Raw genomic sequence first — 17,274 nt, 5'->3', positions numbered from 1 at the left:
CTATCGTCCTTTGAACTGAGCGGCGCGGCGCTCCACAAAGCTCGCCACGCCTTCCTTGAAGTCGAATGTGGTGAAGCTTTCCTCCATTGCAGCATCTGCTTCTGCAAGAGAGTCGCCGAAACTCTGGAAATAGGTCTTGCGCACCTGCTGTTTCATCACCGCCACCGAGCGCGGCGAGACCATATTGGCGAGATGGTGGGCGGTGTGCTGCACATTGCCCATCAGTTCGCCGGTCGGCAGGGCCGCATTGACGAGGCCCAGCTCGGCCGCTTCGGCCCCGGTAAACTTGCGGGCGGTGAAGAGAAGGTCCAGCGCCTTTGCCTCGCCGATCAGGCGCGGCAGCAGCCAGGCGATGCCATGCTCGGCAATCAGGCCGCGCTGGGCAAAGGCGGTCGTGAATTTCGCCTCGGCGGCGGCGTAGCGCAAATCCGCGAACAGGGCGAAGATCAGGCCGATCCCGGCGCAGGCGCCATTGATCGCGGCAATGATCGGCTTCGGGCAGGCATACATGTAGCCGAACCGGCCCGGATAGAGATCGCGCAGGTCCGACGGCGTCTCCTCAATTTCCGCCAACCGGTCGCGCGCGCCGCCCTGAATGCCCTGCAGCACGTCCATGTCCGCCCCGGCACAGAAGCCGCGTCCCGCGCCTGTCACCACGATGACGCGGACGGCCTCGTCGCTGCCGGCGGTGACGATGGCGTGTTTCAGCTCATTGTGCATGACATCGGTCCACGCGTTCAGCCGGTCGGGCCGGTTGAGGGTCAGCGTCAGGACGCCGTCTTTTGTGTCGCTCAGGATCTGCTCATAGTCCGCCATAGTCATGCCTCCGTCATGGGTTGGTCCGGTTTGGACTCTTATGAGCACAGCCTAGACTGTGACTGGCGTGAAGGGGAGGGGTGACGTATGGAGCGGGCATGAGTGATTTTCCGCCCCCCCTTTCCGGCAGTGCGCAGGACGAGACGCCCGAATTGCGCCCGAAATTCAATGCCGACGGCCTGATCGCCGCGATCACGCAGGACGTCGCGACCGGCGATGTGCTGATGCTGGCCTGGATGAACGCCGAGGCGCTGGCCGCCACGCTGGAGACGCGCCGGGCAACCTACTGGTCCCGTTCGCGCGGCGAATTGTGGGTGAAGGGCGAAACCTCCGGCCACACGCAGGAGGTCGTTGAGGTGCGGATCGACTGCGACCAGGACGCGGTCCTGTTGAAGGTAAAGCAGACCGGCGGGGCCTGTCACACCGGCCGCGCGAGTTGTTTCTACCGGATTGTCCCCTTTGACGGGACTGCGCTTTCCCGCGATCCGGACATGGGTTAGGTTCGCCTTCATAGGGTTTTTCAGAGAACTGAAGGGGGTTCCGATGCGCCTGTTCCATGCGCTGCTCGCCACAACTGCGTTCCTGCTTGCACCGGCCTGTGCGCCGAAGGCAGCTCCGGCTGATACGCCGGCAGACACGCCCGCCGCCGAAGAGGTGACCGAGGCCGAAGCGCCGGCGCCGCTGACCGTGAACGTGCTGGATTGCGGCACGATCAATGTGCTCGATCTGGATGCCTTCTCCAGCGCCGGTGACTATGCCGGCCAGACCGACACATTCACCGACACCTGCTATGTCATCAATCATCCGGCAGGCCGCCTGCTGTGGGATCTTGGCCTGCCGGGCATGCTCGCCGGGGCCGGGGAACAGAATGTCGGCGGCATCTTCAATGTCTCGCTCGACAAGACGATCACCGAGCAGCTGGCCGATCTCGGCCTCACGCCGGACGACATCGACTATGTCTCTCTCTCGCACGACCATTTCGACCATATCGGCCAGGTCGATCAGGTTCAGGGCGCAACCTGGATCGTGCAGGAGGACGAGTACAATGACATGTTCCCGCCGGAAGGCACCGAGCGCGAGGTCGACCCGCAGCTCGCCGCCATGTGGGCCGCGTTCCGTCCTCTGGAGGTGAAGACCATCTCCGGTGACTATGACGTCTTCGGCGATGGCCGTGTAAAAATTCTCGAGATGCCGGGCCATACGCCGGGCCACTCCGTCCTGCTGCTCGACATGCCGGAAAGCGGTCCCGTCCTGCTGGCGGGCGATCTCTGGCACCGCAAGGAAAGCCGGGAGCTTCGCCGTGTCCCGCGCTTTAACTGGAGCGAGCCGGAAACGCTGGCCTCGATGGACAAGTTCGAGACGCTGGCCGAAGAGCTCGGCGCCAAGGTGATCCTGCAACACGAACCGGATGATGTTGAGCCGCTCGGCGGCGTGATCCGGTAGGGAGGCATGAAACGCCTCTTTGCGTCCCTGTTCCTGGCCCTGTTCGTCACGGCCTGCGAAACCCCGACTTTTTCGGCGCTGGACGAACAGTCGCCGGAATGGCGGCTTGTGTTCCAGGACGAGTTCAGTGGGCGCGGCCGTCCGGACCCGGACAAATGGATTTCCAAGGAATACAACCGCCGGCCCAACAGGAACGGGCCGGACGGCTGGTGGGACGCAGACAATGTCTACCTCAATGGCCTCGGACAGCTGGTTATCCGCACCAGCGTGATCGACAACCGGAATCCGGATGAGGATTCCGACCCCTATGATTATGCCAGCGCGATGGTCTCGACCGAAGGCAAGTTCGAGCAGGCGTTCGGCCGGTTCGAAGTGCGCGCGAAACTGCCCCGGTCGGCAGGGTGGTGGTCAGCCTTCTGGCTGTTCTCCCGCTCGGTGCACAATGTCGATGGGTCCGGCCGGGACGGGACGGAAGTCGACATCATGGAAACCTTCGGCTGGACCGACAAGGTGAACCACGCCCTGCACTGGGACAGTTATGAGGAAGACCATCAGTGGAGCGTCTTCGCCTCCATGCGGCCGGGCATCCGGCAGGGCTGGCACACATTCACGCTGGAATGGTTCCCGGACAAATACATCTTCTATGTTGATGGCGACGAAACCTGGCGCACCTCTGCCGGCGGGGTTTCCCAGGTGCCGCTCTGGGTGAAGCTGTCCGGCGAAGTCGATACGACTGATGGCGCGGCGAACAAATGGTGGGCAAATGTGCCCGATCCAGCGACCTTCCCGGACAAATTCATTGTCGACTGGGTCCGTGTCTACGAACACGTTCCCCCAGAAGAATAGGCCATTTGGGGAATAGACCGCAGGCAGATGGATCTGCCTGCCCGCGGCAATTCAGTCGGGCCTAGTTGCCGCCTTCGACCAGACGGCGGGCGATGACCATGGCCTGCACTTCGCCGGCACCCTCGAAGATGTTGAGGATACGGGCATCCTGCAGGATGCGGCTGATCGTGTATTCGAGGGCAAAGCCGTTACCGCCATGGATCTGCACGGCATTGTCGGCTGCCGCCCACGCGACGCGCGCGCCGAGCAGTTTGGCCATGCCGGCTTCCAGGTCGCAGCGCTTGCCTTCGTCCTTCTTGCGGGCGGAGTAATAGGTCAGCTGGCGCACGCCGACGAGTTCGGCCGCCATCATCACCAGCTTGTTGGCAACGCGCGGGAACTCGAAGATCGGCTTGCCGAACTGGTTGCGGTCGAGGGCGTATTGCAGGCCGGTTTCGAAGGCGTTCTGCGCCACGCCGATGGCGCGGGCAGCGGTCTGGATCCGGGCGCTTTCGAAGGTTGCCATCAGATGCTTGAAGCCCTGGCCTTCGACACCGCCGAGCAGGTTCTCGGACTTCACCTTGAAGTCGTCGAAGCCGATTTCGTATTCCTTCATGCCGCGATAGCCGAGCACTTCGATCTCGCCGCCGGTCATGCCGTCAGCCGGGAAGGGGGTGGCATCGTCGCCGCGCGGCTTCTCGGCCAGGAACATGGAGAGGCCGGAGAAATTGTTCGTCGCCGGATCGGTCCGGGCGAGCAGCGTCATCACGTCTGCGCGCACAGGGTGGGTGATCCAGGTCTTGTTGCCCGTGATCGAGTAGGTCTCGCCGTCGGCATCCTTCACCGCGCGGGTGCGCAGGGAGCCGAGGTCCGAGCCGGTGTTCGGTTCGGTGAAGACGGCCGTCGGCAGGATCTCGCCGCTGGCGATCATCGGCAGCCATTTTTCCTTCTGCTCCGGCGTGCCGCCGATCAGGATCAGTTCGGCGGCGATTTCAGACCGCGTGCCGAGCGAGCCGGTGCCGATATAGCCGCGGGAAAGTTCTTCGGAGACGACGCACATCGCCGTCTTGCCCATGCCGAGGCCGCCGAAGTCTTCCGGGATGGTCAGGCCGAACACGCCGAGCTCTGCCATCTCGTTGACGACGTCCATCGGGATATAGTCGTTGCGCAGGTGCCAGCCATGGGCGTGCGGCTTGATACGCTCGGCGGCGTATTTCGCAAACTGTTCGCGCACCATGCTCATGGTTTCGTCGAGACCGGTCTCTTCGACCGTGTTGCGTGTCAGGGCGTCCGGCAGCAGGGCAGCGGCTTCGGCCATGGAGGCTGGCGTCTTGCCCTCGGTGATCAGCTTCTTGACCGCTGGATCTGAGAACAGCGTTTCGGATGCTTCCAGGCTGCCAAGTTCGTGCGGGCGGATGGTCTCGCCCTGGTTCATCGGAATGCCGCCGACGATCTGGGCGCAATATTCGCTGAACAGGATCTGGGAGAGCAGGGCCTCGACCTGGCCAAAGCGGCCTTCCGCTTCGAGGCGGGAGGCCCATTCGGACACCTGGCGCAGCGTCTCGACATAGGTGACGAGCCAGGACAGGCCGTGGGCGAGATGCTGGTGGCGTTCGAACGCCTTGCGGTCCGGGCGGCCGTCTTCGCCGGCGAGCTGGCCGCGTGCGCCGGACGTTGCGGCGGCGGCATAGGTGTCGAGCGCGCCGAGGGCGTCGCGCATCGTGCCTGTCAGGCCATCCATGACCGCAGATTGCTTTTCCTGAACCATTTCGCCGGTGCTCATATCCTTGCCCCTTTTCAGTTTTTTGCCCTTATAGGGGCCTCTTCTGGCTCTGTCAGTCCATAATTGTGCGGTGCAACAACGCAGGGCCTCAGTCGATCTTGCGGAATCGCTTGCCCTGCGACCGCACCATGGCCCGGCCGAGCGGTTCGGGCAGGATCCGGGACAATGTCGCCATCCCCTTGTTGACCAGGCCCGGCACAATCACCGGCTGTCCCCTGTTTACGGCCTCGATGCCCTGCCGGACGACCGGTTCTGCATCCATCCACATCCATTTGGGCATCTTGTTCGTCTGTTCGCGCGTGCCATTGGCGTCATGGAACTCGCTCCAGGTGAAGCCGGGGCAGAGCGCGGTGCAGTGGATGTCCTCGTGGCCGAGTGCCTCGCATTCGGCGTTCAGGCTTTCGGAGAATTTGATCATCCCCGCCTTCACACTGGCGTAAAGCGTGTGCCCGGCGCTTCCGGCGGCATAGCCGGCGAGGGAGGCGACATTGATGATGCGGCCATAGCCGCGCTCGGCCATGCCCGGCAGTACGCGGTGCGCCAGTTCCAGCGGCGCGGTGTAGAGCACCTGGATGAAATCGCCCTGCTCCTTCCAGCTGGTGGAAAAGAAGGTGCCCGGCAGGCCGTACCCGGCATTGTTCACCAGCGCATCGACATGGCGGCCCTGCTCTTCCAGTGCCGCGAGGATCTTCGCCGGCGCAGACTTCTTGGCGAGATCTTCAGCGATGACGATCGCGGTGATCTTGTATTTTTCCTGTAGCTCAGCCGCGAGTGCGTCCAGCCGGTCAGCCCGGCGGGCGGTTAGCGCCACATCCCAGCCGAGCGCGGCATACTGGCGGGCAAATTCCGCGCCGATCCCGGCGGAAGCCCCTGTGATCAGGCAAAGGCGTCGATCCATGCTGGTGGCCCTCCTTTACCTGTAAATGTAGCGCATTGTGCCGCCGGGAACAGGGCCAGTCGGTTAAGACCGGTCAGGAACGCCTTGTCAGATGCGGCGGACGAGGAAGCCCGCGCGCGGGAAATGAATGTGCACGGTCTCGGCTTCTTCCGACATCCGCTGAAGGATCACGCGCTGGGAGTCTGCGTGCACGATCTCGCCTTCGACCCAGACCTGCCCGTAATCGTCCGGGGCCACGGCCACCATGTCTCCGGGAACGATGTCCTGCGGTTCGTATTTCGTCGTCGCCATGACAAGCCGCGGCGCGGCATGTTTGCCGATTTCCAGCGCTTCTTTGGACGAGATGGTTTCCGGCTCCTGGCCTTCAAATTCCCGCAAGCGCTCGAACCAGGCCTTGGTCAGGTCTGCCGTCTCGAAACACTTCTCCAGGAAGTCCGGCACGTTCTGGTGCATGAACCAGACATTCATGTAGGCATGCACATCCACAAGGCCGGGCTTCATGCCGACCAGATAGTTGCCCGAGCCTGCGCCCTTGCCGCCCTGAAGGCGTTCTTCCAGCAGCATCAGCCGCGCGCGCCACTGGTCGCGCATCATTGGCGCGACGGCTTTCATCGCGTCGACATCGAAGGGGCGGCCCGAGAGTTTTTCCCGGTCCTTTCTGAAATCCTCGCCGACCTTGTCACCCATCTCGCCGAAGATGACGGCGACGGAAGACTGGAACCAGCGTCCGTCCGTCCAGCCGGCCACCATCTGGGCGAGGCCTTCATGGCCCGGCAGTTTCAGCGCCGGCATCGGATAGCGCGCTTCCAGCTCGCGCAGGATGATCGCCGTGTCGCAGTAAATGTCGGCGCCGATCTGCATCACCGGCGTACGGCGATAGCCGCCGGTCAGCGGCATCAGGTCCGGCCGGGGCATGATGACGGGGATTTCAACGCGCGACCAGGCGAGGTTCTTCAGGCGCAGCGCCAGGCGGATTTTCTCGGCATATGGCGAAGTTGGGTATTCGTGCAGAATAATGCTGCGTGCATCCGCCATGGCCGTTTCACTCCGGTCTCTTGTTTTCGATCCTGTAGTCATGCCGGGCTTTTCGCAGGCAGGGAAGAGGCCAATTCTGACCTGGCGGCTTTGCGCCCGGGCGCAAGAATCGGGTGGCCGTGGCCTGAGGGCTCAGGCAGATTGCGGCGCATGACAGACCGGATGCTCCCTCTCGATGAACGCGCCGCGGCCTATAACCGGATGGCCGAGGCCTTGTCCTATCTGGGCGACACCTGGCGCGACTGGCCGGACCTTGCGTCCGTGTCCGGGGCCATGGGCCTCAGCCCCAGCCATTTCCAGCGGGAGTTTACCCGCTGGGCCGGAATCTCCCCGCGCCAGTTCCAGTCGGCCATCGCCCATGCCGAGGCGGGAGAACTGCTGCGTCAGGGCGCAAGCGTGCTGGACGCGACGTTCGAGACGGGCCTCTCCGGGCCGGGCCGCCTGCATGACCTCTTCATCGCACATGAGGGCCTCACCCCCGGTGAAGCCAAGGCCGGCGGGCGCGGGGCAGACCTTGTGCTCGGCCGGGCGCCGACCCCGTTCGGGGAAGGGGCCTGGCTGATCTCGCCACGCGGCCTCGTCGCGCTGGGCTTTATCGATGACGGGGCGCCGGAGAAGGCCGGCTTCATCCATCCGGGCTATGGCGAGGATGCGGCCTTTGCCGATCTCGCCGGGCGGTATCCGGATGCCGACATCCGGCGCGACGATGCCGCCGCCCGCAGGATGGCGGCGCAGGTCTTCGAAAAGGGCGAGCCGCTGCCTGTCGCGCTCTACGGCACGCCTTTCCGGCGCCAGGTCTGGCGCGCTCTCCTGGAAATTCCGGCCGGGGAGACCTGCACATATGGCGAACTCGCCCGGGCGAGCGGGCATCCGAAAGCAGCGCGGGCCGTCGGGGCAGCGGTCGGGGCAAACCCCGTCAGCTGGTTCATTCCCTGTCATCGCGCCCTTGCGGCGGATGGGCGTCTTCATAATTATCATTGGGGTGTGGCCCGCAAACGCGCCATGCTCACCTATGAACGCGCCCACGCCGCCTGAAAGCGGGCCGGGGCGTAAGCCCGGACGGCCTGCTCATGCTGATCTATTATTTCGCCATTGCCGGATTGCTGGCCTGGGGCATCAGCCTTGGCTGGCGCTGGAAAGAGACCAGAGCCTTCGCGCCCGACGTCCTCGCTGCGAAGAAGCGTGACAAGGAAATCCCTGAAGACGTCACCGATGTCGAATTCACCGATCTCTACCTGCGCAGTGAAGGCCCGCGGGGGGAGACCTATTTCTTCGCTTGCGCGGCGATCCTGTTCCTGCTGCTCGGCCCGTTCGTGGCAGGCTTCAATGCCGTGTGGAACATGTTCTGGCTGATGAGCGGCAAGTCGCCGGTGTTCGAGACGGGCACGCTGATCCACACATTCATGGTGTTTCTGACATTCATGTTCGCCACGATCGGCCTGCTGGCGATTGCCATGCGCCGCTATTACGCGCTGATGCCGCCCAATCTGAAACAAGTTATTCGCGATCTGAACGGAGGTGCCTGATGAGCATCGAATTCCTGCACACAATGGTGCGTGTCACCGACATTGACGCCTCACTCAAATTCTATTGCGACGGCCTCGGCCTGACCGAAGTCGGCCGCTATGACAGCGAGGCCGGGCGCTTCACGCTGGTCTTCCTGGCATCGCCGGCAGACATCGAACGCTGCGGCGGCATCCCGGAAGGCAAAAGCCCGACCGAGATGCAGATCCCGATGATCGAGCTGACCCATAACTGGGACCCGGAAGACTATGGCGGCGGGCGCAATTTCGGCCATCTCGCCTATTCGGTGGAAGACATCTACGCCGCTGTCGAAAGGCTGCAGGGCATGGGCGTGACGATCAATCGTCCGCCGCGCGACGGCCGCATGGCCTTCATCCGCTCGCCGGACGGGATCTCGGTTGAGCTGCTCCAGCAGGGCAAGCCGCTCGAACCGAAAGAGCCCTGGGCCAGCGCGGAGAATATCGGCAGCTGGTAGCGCCCGCCCGCGGAAAGCACCCCCGTATAAATGGTCTGTATATGGTCCATACACGGTGTTCTTCATGGTGTTTCTTATGGTCTTTTGGGGCCCCGGAAATGAAAACGCCCCGCCTGGCTGAAACCGGGCGGGGCGTTCGTTTTGGGTGAAGGGCGCCTTACTTTTTCGGCGCCTGCTCGCGCTGGTCGATGATCGGATAGCGCGGTTTCGGCGTGCCGTTCCGGACGGCTTCGAAATGCGCCTTGGTCATCGCGAACACGACCGGGCTGAGGAAGACCAGGCCGACAAGGTTCGGCGCGGCCATCATGCCGGTCAGCGTGTCAGCCACGAGCCAGAACAGGTTCACGATATTGGCGACCGAGCCTTCGAGCATCAGCGCGGCGGCACCGAAGAAGGTGACCACGATCCAGCTGATGCGGAACGGCAGGATGGACTTCTCGCCGAACAGGTACTCCGCACAGCGCTCGCCATAATAGCTCCAGCCGAGAATGGTGGTGAAGCCGAACACGGTCAGGCCGATGGCAACGATGTGCTCACCGATACCCGTCAGGCCTGCGTCAAACGCCGCAACCGTCAGCGGTGCCCCCGTATCGCAGCCGGCCGGCTGGCCGTTCGCCAGGATGTCGGCCGCATTGGCAGCGGTCGGAATGCATTCCTGGCCAAGCACGCCGGAGGTCAGGATCACCAGCGCGGTGATCGAGCAGACGATCAGCGTGTCGATGATCGTGCCCAGCATGGCGACGAGACCCTGGTCGACCGGGTCCTGGATCTTGGCAGCGGCGTGCGCGATCGGAGCGGAGCCCTGACCGGCTTCATTCGAGAAGATGCCGCGTGCGACGCCTTTCTGCATCGCCAGCATCAAGAGGCCGATGGAGATACCGGTCCCTGCGCTGTCGAAGCCGAAGGCGCCGGAGAAGATCATGCCGAACGCCGCCGGAACGGCGTCGAGGTGAAGCGAGATCACCAGCAGGCCGCCAGCGAGATAGGAGATCGCCATGATCGGAACCAGCCGGCTCGCGACGCTCGCGATCCGCTTGATGCCGCCCAGAATAACCGCTGCCGCTGCAGCCGACAGAACCACAGCCGATACAATCGGCGGCACATTGTAGGTCGCATTCAGCGCATCCGCGATGGAATTGGACTGGATCGATGCACCGGTGCCCCAGCTGGCCAGAATGCCCAGCGTGGCAAACAGGCCGCCCAGCCAGATCCATTTTTTGCCCATGCCGTTCTTGATGTAATACATCGGTCCGCCGACATGGCGGCCGTCATGGTCGATCTCGCGGAAGCGGACGGCCAGTACGCCTTCGGAATATTTGGTTGCCGTGCCGACGATGGCTGTGATCCACATCCAGAATACGGCGCCCGGCCCGCCAATGGCGATCGCGGCCGCAACGCCAGCGATGTTGCCGGTTCCGATGGTGGACGAGAGGGCGGTCATCAGGGCCGCGAATGGCGTGACGTCACCCTCTTCATTCTGGTCCGGTTTCTTGAACAGCTGCCCGAAGGCGAACGGGATTTTCAGGACGGACAACAGCCGCAGGCCGATTGTCAGATAGAGCCCCGTTCCCAGCAGGAGCACCAGCATTGGCGGCCCCCACACGAAATCGTTTAGCGTCCGAATAATACTTTCCATAAGCCTCCCCGGCTCCTTTACTCTGCTTGAGGCCGACACTAACCCCGTTTGCCACTGTGTGAAGCGAGCATTGCAGGCATGTCATGCTGCAAGGCCTCCGCAATCGGCTGTGGAAGGCCGGCCTGTTTTAAGGCATAAGCCCGCGAATGACCGACCCCCGCGAACCCAAACAAGCCAAGGGCGTCTTCATCAAGACCTATGGCTGCCAGATGAACGTATACGACTCCGAGCGCATGAGAGATGTGCTGCGGCCGCTCGGTTATGCGCCGGTGGAGAGTGCGGACGAGGCCGACCTGGTCGTGCTGAACACGTGCCATATCCGCGAAAAGGCGACGGAAAAGGTCTATTCCGAGCTCGGCCAGCTGAAACTGACGAAACAGGCACGTGGTGGAAATCTCACCATCGCCGTGGCGGGCTGTGTGGCCCAGGCAGAAGGCGCCGAGATCATGCGCCGCCAGCCAGCTGTGGACCTCGTACTCGGCCCGCAGGCCTATCACAAGCTGCCGGAAATGATCGCCCGGGCCAGCCGCGCTGTGGGCGACCGGCTCGAAACCGAGTTCGAGACGCTGGAGAAATTCGACGCGCTGCCGAAGGCGCGCGAAGCGGACGGGCCGACGGCCTTCCTGTCGGTGCAGGAGGGGTGCGACAAGTTCTGCACCTTCTGTGTCGTACCCTATACGCGCGGCGCCGAACTCTCGCGTCCTGTAGATGATATTACGATGGAGGCGCGCAGCCTGGCGGCGCAGGGCGTGCGCGAGATCACGCTGCTTGGCCAGAATGTGAACGCCTTCCATGGTGCGGCCCCGGCCCTGACGAACGCGCCTGACTGGACGCTTGGCCAGCTGGTCCGCCATATCGCCAAGATTGGCGGGATCGACCGGATTCGCTACACAACCAGCCATCCGCGCGACATGGATGATGACCTCATTGCCGCGCATGGCGAGGTGCCGGAAATGATGCCATTCCTGCACCTGCCGGTGCAGTCGGGCTCGGACAATATCCTGAAGGCCATGAACCGCGGCCACACGGCGGATGAGTACCGCGAGATCATCCGCAAAGTGCGCGAAGCCCGGCCGGACATCGCGATTGCCTCTGATTTCATTGTCGGTTTTCCGGGCGAGTCGGATGCCGATTTTGAGGCGACGATGCAGCTGGTCCGGGATGTGGACTATGCGATTGCCTATTCCTTCAAGTATTCGGCGCGTCCGGGCACGCCGGCGGCCGACATGTTCGGCCAGGTGCCGGAAGAGGTGAAAGACGCGCGCCTGCAGCAGCTGCAACAGCTTCTGCGGGAGCAGCAGACCGCCTTCAACCATTCCAAGATTGGCCAGACCGTGCCGGTCCTGATCACCGGCAAGGGCCGCAATCCGGGACAGGCGCATGGCCGCTCGCCCTGGCTTCAGGCGGTTCACTTCGAACTACCGCATGACCAGGCCATGACTATAGCGGACCTTGTCGGCACCATTGTGGACGTCCGCGTGATCGATGCGAGCCTCAACTCGCTCTCCGGTGAGTTGGTCAAAGTCCGCGAGGCCGCCCTGTGAGCGGAAAGCGCCGTCCGAACATGTCACCGGAAGCGCCGGTGAGCCGGTTCTACGAAGTCAGCAATGCCGAGCGCCTGCGCGACCTGTGCGGACCGCACCACCGGTATCTTCACCGGCTGGAAGACAAGCTGAAGGATTACGGCCTGCGCGCCGAAAGCCAGGGCGGAGGCATCCTGCTGGCAGGCACCGCTGAGGGCGTGTCCATCGCGGAAGCCGCCCTTGCGGAGCTGGAGCGCCGCATGCGGTCCGGCGCCGAGATTACCGACATGGACCTCGACGCCGCCATCGAGGCCGCGTCCACCCCGGCGCAGAGCTTTGGCGGAGGCCTCAAAGGGTTGAAGAAGCCGATCACGCCGCAGACAAAGGGTCAGGCGCGCTACATCAATTTGCTGGCAAATCCGGACAATGGCCTCGTTTTCGGCATCGGCCCTGCCGGGACCGGCAAGACCTTCCTCGCTGTGGCAGCCGGCGTTGCGGAACTGATGTCCGGCGCGCGCCAGCGCCTGATCGTGACGCGTCCGGCCGTCGAAGCCGGGGAAAAGCTCGGCTTCCTGCCCGGCACGCTGGAAGAGAAGGTCGATCCCTACATGCTGCCCATCTGGGACAGTTTGCGTGAACTGATGGGCCAGGAACAGATGGAACGCCGCATGGCACGCGGCGAGATCGAGGTCGCCCCCATCGCCTTCATGCGCGGGCGGACGCTGAAGAACGCCTTCGTGATTGTTGACGAAGCGCAGAACACGACCGTCGCCCAGATGAAAATGGTGCTGACCCGGCTTGGCCGCGACAGCCGCATGATCGTTACCGGCGATCCGGGGCAGGTGGATCTGCCGGGCATTCAGACCTCAGGCCTGCGCCATGCGCTGCAGATCCTGTCGGATGTCGAAGGGATCAGCGTCCACACGCTGACCGCTGCCGATGTCGTGCGCCACGGCCTCGTCAGCCGGATCATCGATGCCTATGCCGCTGCCGGCGAGGGCAATTGAGCGGCTCCATGATCACAACAGACCTGATTGTCGAAGAGACCGGCTGGGAGGCCGTGCCGGATCTTGCCGCCCTGTGCGACCGGGCCTTTGCGGCAGCCGCCGCAGTGGAGCCTGCGGAAGGGACGGTGTCTCTCCTGCTTGCCGATGACGCGGCGCTGCACCAGCTGAACCGGGATTTCCGCGGCAAGGACAAGCCGACCGATGTGTTGTCTTTCCCAGCCCATGAAATGGACCGGCCGCAGCTGGGCGACATTGCCGTGGCGCTTGGCGTTTCGGCGCGCGACGCCGACGCGCAGGGCATCAGCCTCGCCGATCATCTGACGCATCTTCTGGTGCACGGCTACCTGCATCTTCTGGGACATGACCATGAGGTGGAGGCAGAGGCTGAGATCATGGAGGACCTCGAAATAAAGGCGCTTGCATCACTCGGCATTCCAAACCCATATGGAACGGATTGAATTACAGAGACGATGAGCGATCCAGACCCTTCTGAACCCGCGCCGCAGAGGCGCAGGCGTAGTTTTTTCGGAATAGGCCGCCGGCAGGGTGCCGCGCCTGAAACCACGGCCGAAATCAACGGAAACCCGGAGGCATCCGCCCCCGTGACGCCGCAGGCCATGCGCCTGCGCATACAGGAATTCGAGGAGCTGCGCGTCGAGGATGTGATGGTCGCCCGGGCCGAGGTGAAGGCCGTCGAGGTGAACACCGAATTCCCGGAACTGCTGAAGATTTTTGCCGATTGCACCCATTCGCGCCTGCCGGTTTTCCGGGAAACGCTGGATGATCCGATCGGCTTTGTGCACATCAAGGACGTTGTCAGCGAACTGGCCAAGGGCGGCGAACCGGCCAAACGGCCGCTGGAACAGCTGCACCGCGAAGTCCTTTATGTGCCGCCCTCCATGAAACTGTCCGATTTGCTGGTGAAGATGCAGTCGACCCGCATTCATCTGGCGTTGGTTGTGGATGAGTATGGGGGAACGGACGGACTGGTGAGTCTGGAAGACCTGGTTGAGGAAATCGTCGGTGACATCGAAGACGAACACGACGATGAAGAGCCCATGTTCGTCCGGCGCAGCGCACGGATCTGGGAAGTGGATGCGCGCACCGAAATACAGGATTTCGCCGAGGAGACGGGGATTGACCTCGAACTCAGTGATGAGGATTCGGAATTCGACACGCTGGGCGGCATCGCCTATGCGCTCGCTGGCCGTGTGCCAGTGCGCGGGGAAATCCTGCGCCACCCGTCCGGGGTGGAGATCGAAATCCTCGATGCCGATGCCCGCCGCATCCGGCGTTTACGTCTCAGGACGCCAGAACCTGTGCCCGCGCCCAAGCCGCAGGAGTAGGACAAAATGAATACTGCTGTTCGCAGCCACGGGTTCACTGCGCTTGGACCCCTTCACGAAGCTTTTGCCCGGCTGACCGGCTGGGCCGCCGCTGGCGCCGCCCTCCTGCTGGGCGCGTTTTCGGCCGTCGCCTTTGCCCCGTTTCACTTCAGTGCCGTGCTGGCCCTGTCCTTCACGGGCCTGATCTGGATGATCGATGGCGCGCGCGGCCATCGCCGCTGGGGCCGGGCCGTGTTCATGCGCACCTGGGCCTTCGGGGTCGGCTTCACGCTGATCTCCATGCACTGGACGGCAGAGCCTTTCCTGGTTGAGCCGGAACGCTTCGCTGTTTTCCTCTGGATGCCGCTGATCCTGCTGCCGGCGGGCATGGCGCTGATCTGGGGCTTCTTCGGCGCCATGGCCGGAGCCTTCTGGTCGGCTTCGCCGTCGCGGGTCTTTGTGTTTGCTTTCTTCTTCGCGCTGGCGGAATTCGTACGTGGACATTTATTCGGTGGCTTTCCGTGGAACCTGCCGGGCACGACATGGGTGCCGGGTGGGGCGCTGTCGCAGGCCGCCTCGCTGGGCGGCGTCTACTGGCTGACCCTGCTGACCGTGTTTGTGATGGCGGCCCCGGCAGCCATGGTCGACACCCGTGATGCCCGCGGCCTTGTCCTGCGGATCGCGCCGTCCTTCGGGGCGGTGATCCTGCTGGCAGTCGGCTGGGCCTGGGGCGCGCAGCGCATCGCCGCGCCGTCGCCGCTGACCGAGCAATCCGTGGTCCTGATGGATTCCGGCGTGCCGCAGGACGAGAAATGGGAAGTCGGCCCGGATCCGGTAATGATCGAATATCTGCGCATGATGACCAATGGCGAAAGCAAGCCGGGCGACATCATCGTGTGGCCGGAAGGCGCCGTGCCGACCAGCCTGCTGAACGACATCAATGCCCTCGATGCCATCGGCGCCTATCTCGGGCCGCGAACCCTGATTGCCGGGACGACGCGCTACCAGCTGGAAGAGCAGAATGAGCGGGCCTATTTCAACTCGCTCGTCGTGCTGGATGAGAATGTCAGCCGGTCCGGCGCGGTGGCGCTTTACGACAAGTTCCGCCTTGTCCCGTTCGGAGAGCTGGCGGCGGCAGAGATTGTCCCCTTCGGCCAGGCGCTGTCGGATTACCTGCCGGGCGCAATGCAGCAGCTGGCGCGCAACGGTTTCCGCCCGGGGACCGGCCCTGCTGTGATCTTCGCCGACAATGTGCCGCCTTTCGTGGCGCTCATCTGTTATGAGGGCCTCTATCCGGAAATTACGCGCGCTGCGAACCTCGCGGCGCGGGCCGACTGGATCGTGCTGGTCTCCAACGACGCCTGGTTCGGTGGCGGTATGGGGCCGGCCCAGCATTATGCCCAGAACCGCTATCGCAGCATCGAGAGCGGCCTGCCCATGGTGCGGGTCGCAAGCCGCGGAGCCTCGGCCATCATTGACGGCTATGGCCGCGAAGTGTTGCGGGCCACGCCGGTGCAGGACGCCCCGTCAGGCTGGAACACGACCTTCGGGCGCGGCAAGCTGCCGGCGCCTGCAGAAGTGACCCTTTTCCAGAGCCGGGCGGGGGTTGTGCTGTTCTGGCTGACACTTGCGGCCTTTGTGGGTCTGGCATTTGCGTCATGGCGCCGTTAGGAGTGCGCGCCGGACCAGTAACGTGCCGTGGGTAGGGGATTATGTCTGAAAGCAAGCTTCCGAGTGGAATAGACCGCGTGGTCGGTCAGCGTATCCGCTGGCGCCGCCGGGAGCTGAAGCTCTCACAGGAACAACTCGGCGAATTGCTGCACCTGACCTTCCAGCAGGTCCAGAAGTACGAGAAGGGCGTCAACCGGGTCTCGGCCGGGCGCCTGTTCGAGATCGCTTCGGTGATGGGCGTGAACGTCAATTATTTCTATGACGGCGCCGAGAACATGCTGGACGATGGCCGTCTGACGGTGGCAGAAGACGGGCCGGGCACGGGCGGTCCGGCTGCGCCGGTGCTGGATGCCGAAACGCTGGACCTGATCGCCGCCTTCCGCAAGATCGAGGACGATTCCCTGCGCAAGTCGCTGCTCAATACGGTGCGGGCGGCAGCCTCGGCGTTCGAGTCGAAGCAGGACGAGGATTGATTGCGCCGCCCTGCTCGGGCATCAGGCGCGACATGAACGAGACTTCCGAGCATCAGGGCGATAATCAGGGCGCCGACCAGACCGCACGCCCCATCCGGACCTTCGGCCGCATTGGCGGGCGGGCCCTCTCGGCGCGCCAGCAGGCGCTGGTCGACGATCTGCTGCCGCAGCTGCAGGTTCCGGAAGGGCTGAGCGATCCGCAGGAACTGTTCCCCGGACGGAAGGAAATCTGGCTGGAGATCGGGTTTGGCGGCGGTGAACATCTCGCCGAACAGGCCCGGCGCCACCCGGAGGCCGGTCTGATCGGCTGCGAGCCCTTCATTGAAGGCATGGCCAAGCTGCTGACCCAGGTCGATGCTGACGGGCTCGGCAATGTCCGTTTGCGGATGGATGATGCGCGCCCGCTGATTGACGGCCTGGCGCCGGGCAGCCTGTCCCGCGTCTTCATCATGTTCCCGGACCCCTGGCCGAAGAAACGCCAGCAGAAGCGCCGCCTGATCCAGCCGGACTTCCTGGACAGCCTGCATCGCGCCTGCCGGACAGGCGCGCGCCTACGTTTTGCGACAGATGTCGCCAGCTATGCCGATGAAGCCCTGTGGCGGTTTTTGCAGCATGGCGGCTTCCGCTGGCTGGCAGAACGTGCCGACGACTGGCGCTGCCCGCCGGCCGATCATGTAACGACCCGTTATGAGACAAAACAGCTCGGCGATTGTGCCCCGGTCTGGTACGATTTCGAGATCGTCTGACCTCTGCGGATTTTCTTGACGGAAACCCCGAAGGCGTGTACAAAATGTCGCATCGAATTCGGTCGGTCTGAAATATCAAGACCCCGTCAGACCG

General features: G+C 63.6%; 18 protein-coding genes. 13 read left to right on the top strand and 5 right to left on the bottom strand.

Annotated elements, in window-relative coordinates; all coding sequences use genetic code 11:
• Positions 1-816, bottom strand: a complete 816-nt coding sequence (locus HJA_RS08810) for an enoyl-CoA hydratase (RefSeq protein ID WP_035581151.1) — start codon at positions 814-816, stop codon at positions 1-3.
• 98 nt (positions 817-914) lie between these two features.
• On the opposite strand from HJA_RS08810, the gene hisI reads away from it, so the two are divergent.
• Genes hisI through HJA_RS08795 form a run of 3 tightly spaced genes read left to right on the top strand, consistent with a single transcriptional unit; the run spans position 915 to position 3,105 of the window.
• Positions 915-1,316, top strand: a complete 402-nt coding sequence (hisI, locus tag HJA_RS08805) for a phosphoribosyl-AMP cyclohydrolase (protein ID WP_035581150.1) — start codon at positions 915-917, stop codon at positions 1,314-1,316.
• A 43-nt stretch (positions 1,317-1,359) separates the two neighbouring features.
• Positions 1,360-2,259, top strand: a complete 900-nt coding sequence (locus tag HJA_RS08800; RefSeq protein WP_035581148.1) for an N-acyl homoserine lactonase family protein — start codon at positions 1,360-1,362, stop codon at positions 2,257-2,259.
• 6 nt (positions 2,260-2,265) lie between these two features.
• On the top strand, positions 2,266-3,105 hold the full coding sequence (locus tag HJA_RS08795) for a glycoside hydrolase family 16 protein (protein WP_035581147.1): 840 nt from the start codon (positions 2,266-2,268) through the stop codon (positions 3,103-3,105).
• 61 nt (positions 3,106-3,166) lie between these two features.
• Here HJA_RS08795 and HJA_RS08790 read toward each other — a convergent pair whose 3' ends face one another.
• The 3 genes from HJA_RS08790 to HJA_RS08780 form a co-directional block, all read right to left on the bottom strand.
• Positions 3,167-4,867, bottom strand: a complete 1,701-nt coding sequence (locus tag HJA_RS08790) for an acyl-CoA dehydrogenase family protein (protein WP_035581145.1) — start codon at positions 4,865-4,867, stop codon at positions 3,167-3,169.
• 88 nt (positions 4,868-4,955) lie between these two features.
• Positions 4,956-5,765 (bottom strand): SDR family NAD(P)-dependent oxidoreductase, encoded by an 810-nt coding sequence (locus tag HJA_RS08785; protein WP_035581143.1) that lies wholly within the window; start codon positions 5,763-5,765, stop codon positions 4,956-4,958.
• An 87-nt stretch (positions 5,766-5,852) separates the two neighbouring features.
• Entirely contained in the window at positions 5,853-6,800 is a 948-nt protein-coding gene (locus HJA_RS08780; RefSeq protein ID WP_035581141.1) for a glutathione S-transferase N-terminal domain-containing protein, read from the bottom strand.
• 150 nt (positions 6,801-6,950) lie between these two features.
• On the opposite strand from HJA_RS08780, the gene HJA_RS08775 reads away from it, so the two are divergent.
• The 3 genes from HJA_RS08775 to HJA_RS08765 are packed head-to-tail and all read left to right on the top strand — an operon-like array spanning position 6,951 to position 8,799.
• Complete coding sequence (locus tag HJA_RS08775; protein WP_035581139.1) at positions 6,951-7,835, top strand: methylated-DNA--[protein]-cysteine S-methyltransferase; 885 nt, start codon at positions 6,951-6,953, stop codon at positions 7,833-7,835.
• Between the two features lie 35 nt (positions 7,836-7,870).
• The gene (locus HJA_RS08770; protein WP_035581136.1) at positions 7,871-8,326 is read left to right on the top strand and encodes a hypothetical protein; all 456 of its coding nucleotides are present in this window, start codon (positions 7,871-7,873) and stop codon (positions 8,324-8,326) included.
• Positions 8,326-8,799 (top strand): lactoylglutathione lyase, encoded by a 474-nt coding sequence (locus tag HJA_RS08765; RefSeq protein ID WP_035581133.1) that lies wholly within the window; start codon positions 8,326-8,328, stop codon positions 8,797-8,799. The genes HJA_RS08770 and HJA_RS08765 overlap by 1 nt, the downstream gene beginning before the upstream one ends.
• A 157-nt stretch (positions 8,800-8,956) precedes the next feature.
• Here HJA_RS08765 and HJA_RS08760 read toward each other — a convergent pair whose 3' ends face one another.
• Positions 8,957-10,435, bottom strand: a complete 1,479-nt coding sequence (locus tag HJA_RS08760; protein ID WP_051597532.1) for an alanine/glycine:cation symporter family protein — start codon at positions 10,433-10,435, stop codon at positions 8,957-8,959.
• A gap of 146 nt (positions 10,436-10,581) precedes the next feature.
• On the opposite strand from HJA_RS08760, the gene miaB reads away from it, so the two are divergent.
• From miaB to trmB, 7 genes are all read left to right on the top strand, one after another.
• Positions 10,582-11,979, top strand: coding sequence for a tRNA (N6-isopentenyl adenosine(37)-C2)-methylthiotransferase MiaB (miaB, locus tag HJA_RS08755; protein WP_035581129.1), 1,398 nt, complete (start codon positions 10,582-10,584; stop codon positions 11,977-11,979).
• Between the two features lie 20 nt (positions 11,980-11,999).
• Entirely contained in the window at positions 12,000-12,965 is a 966-nt protein-coding gene (locus HJA_RS08750) for a PhoH family protein (protein WP_155839923.1), read from the top strand.
• Positions 12,966-12,973: 8 nt separating this feature from the next.
• Positions 12,974-13,423, top strand: coding sequence for an rRNA maturation RNase YbeY (ybeY, locus tag HJA_RS08745; RefSeq protein ID WP_035581126.1), 450 nt, complete (start codon positions 12,974-12,976; stop codon positions 13,421-13,423).
• Positions 13,424-13,567: 144 nt separating this feature from the next.
• Positions 13,568-14,311 carry a transporter associated domain-containing protein gene (locus HJA_RS08740; RefSeq protein WP_241764326.1) on the top strand — a complete coding sequence of 248 codons (744 nt, stop codon included), beginning with the start codon at positions 13,568-13,570 and terminating at the stop codon, positions 14,309-14,311.
• A 6-nt stretch (positions 14,312-14,317) separates the two neighbouring features.
• Entirely contained in the window at positions 14,318-15,961 is a 1,644-nt protein-coding gene (gene lnt / locus HJA_RS08735; RefSeq protein WP_035581120.1) for an apolipoprotein N-acyltransferase, read from the top strand.
• 41 nt (positions 15,962-16,002) lie between these two features.
• On the top strand, positions 16,003-16,434 hold the full coding sequence (locus HJA_RS08730) for a helix-turn-helix domain-containing protein (protein WP_035581118.1): 432 nt from the start codon (positions 16,003-16,005) through the stop codon (positions 16,432-16,434).
• Positions 16,435-16,466: 32 nt separating this feature from the next.
• Positions 16,467-17,180: a tRNA (guanosine(46)-N7)-methyltransferase TrmB gene (gene trmB / locus HJA_RS08725; RefSeq protein ID WP_051597574.1), complete on the top strand. Its 714-nt coding sequence runs from the start codon at positions 16,467-16,469 to the stop codon at positions 17,178-17,180.
• The last annotated feature ends 94 nt before the right edge of the window (positions 17,181-17,274 follow it).

It is taken from the genome of Hyphomonas jannaschiana VP2 (assembly GCF_000685215.1).
GTDB lineage: Bacteria > Pseudomonadota > Alphaproteobacteria > Caulobacterales > Hyphomonadaceae > Hyphomonas > Hyphomonas jannaschiana.
Note: the sequence above shows the minus strand (reverse complement) of the source record. Positions and strands in the feature narration are given on the sequence as shown.

Bases quoted from the DNA above. Each gene is read 5' to 3' on its own strand.
- ybeY (WP_035581126.1), top strand. From the start codon at position 12,974: ATGATCACAACAGACCTGATTGTCGAAGAGACCGGCTGGGAGGCCGTG.
- HJA_RS08785 (WP_035581143.1), bottom strand. From the start codon at position 5,765: ATGGATCGACGCCTTTGCCTGATCACAGGGGCTTCCGCCGGGATCGGC.
- HJA_RS08765 (WP_035581133.1), top strand. From the start codon at position 8,326: ATGAGCATCGAATTCCTGCACACAATGGTGCGTGTCACCGACATTGAC.
- HJA_RS08775 (WP_035581139.1), top strand. From the start codon at position 6,951: ATGACAGACCGGATGCTCCCTCTCGATGAACGCGCCGCGGCCTATAAC.
- HJA_RS08790 (WP_035581145.1), bottom strand. From the start codon at position 4,867: ATGAGCACCGGCGAAATGGTTCAGGAAAAGCAATCTGCGGTCATGGAT.
- lnt (WP_035581120.1), top strand. From the start codon at position 14,318: ATGAATACTGCTGTTCGCAGCCACGGGTTCACTGCGCTTGGACCCCTT.
- HJA_RS08810 (WP_035581151.1), bottom strand. From the start codon at position 816: ATGGCGGACTATGAGCAGATCCTGAGCGACACAAAAGACGGCGTCCTG.
- hisI (WP_035581150.1), top strand. From the start codon at position 915: ATGAGTGATTTTCCGCCCCCCCTTTCCGGCAGTGCGCAGGACGAGACG.
- HJA_RS08795 (WP_035581147.1), top strand. From the start codon at position 2,266: ATGAAACGCCTCTTTGCGTCCCTGTTCCTGGCCCTGTTCGTCACGGCC.
- HJA_RS08750 (WP_155839923.1), top strand. From the start codon at position 12,000: ATGTCACCGGAAGCGCCGGTGAGCCGGTTCTACGAAGTCAGCAATGCC.
- HJA_RS08730 (WP_035581118.1), top strand. From the start codon at position 16,003: ATGTCTGAAAGCAAGCTTCCGAGTGGAATAGACCGCGTGGTCGGTCAG.
- HJA_RS08770 (WP_035581136.1), top strand. From the start codon at position 7,871: ATGCTGATCTATTATTTCGCCATTGCCGGATTGCTGGCCTGGGGCATC.
- trmB (WP_051597574.1), top strand. From the start codon at position 16,467: ATGAACGAGACTTCCGAGCATCAGGGCGATAATCAGGGCGCCGACCAG.
- HJA_RS08800 (WP_035581148.1), top strand. From the start codon at position 1,360: ATGCGCCTGTTCCATGCGCTGCTCGCCACAACTGCGTTCCTGCTTGCA.
- miaB (WP_035581129.1), top strand. From the start codon at position 10,582: ATGACCGACCCCCGCGAACCCAAACAAGCCAAGGGCGTCTTCATCAAG.
- HJA_RS08760 (WP_051597532.1), bottom strand. From the start codon at position 10,435: ATGGAAAGTATTATTCGGACGCTAAACGATTTCGTGTGGGGGCCGCCA.
- HJA_RS08780 (WP_035581141.1), bottom strand. From the start codon at position 6,800: ATGGCGGATGCACGCAGCATTATTCTGCACGAATACCCAACTTCGCCA.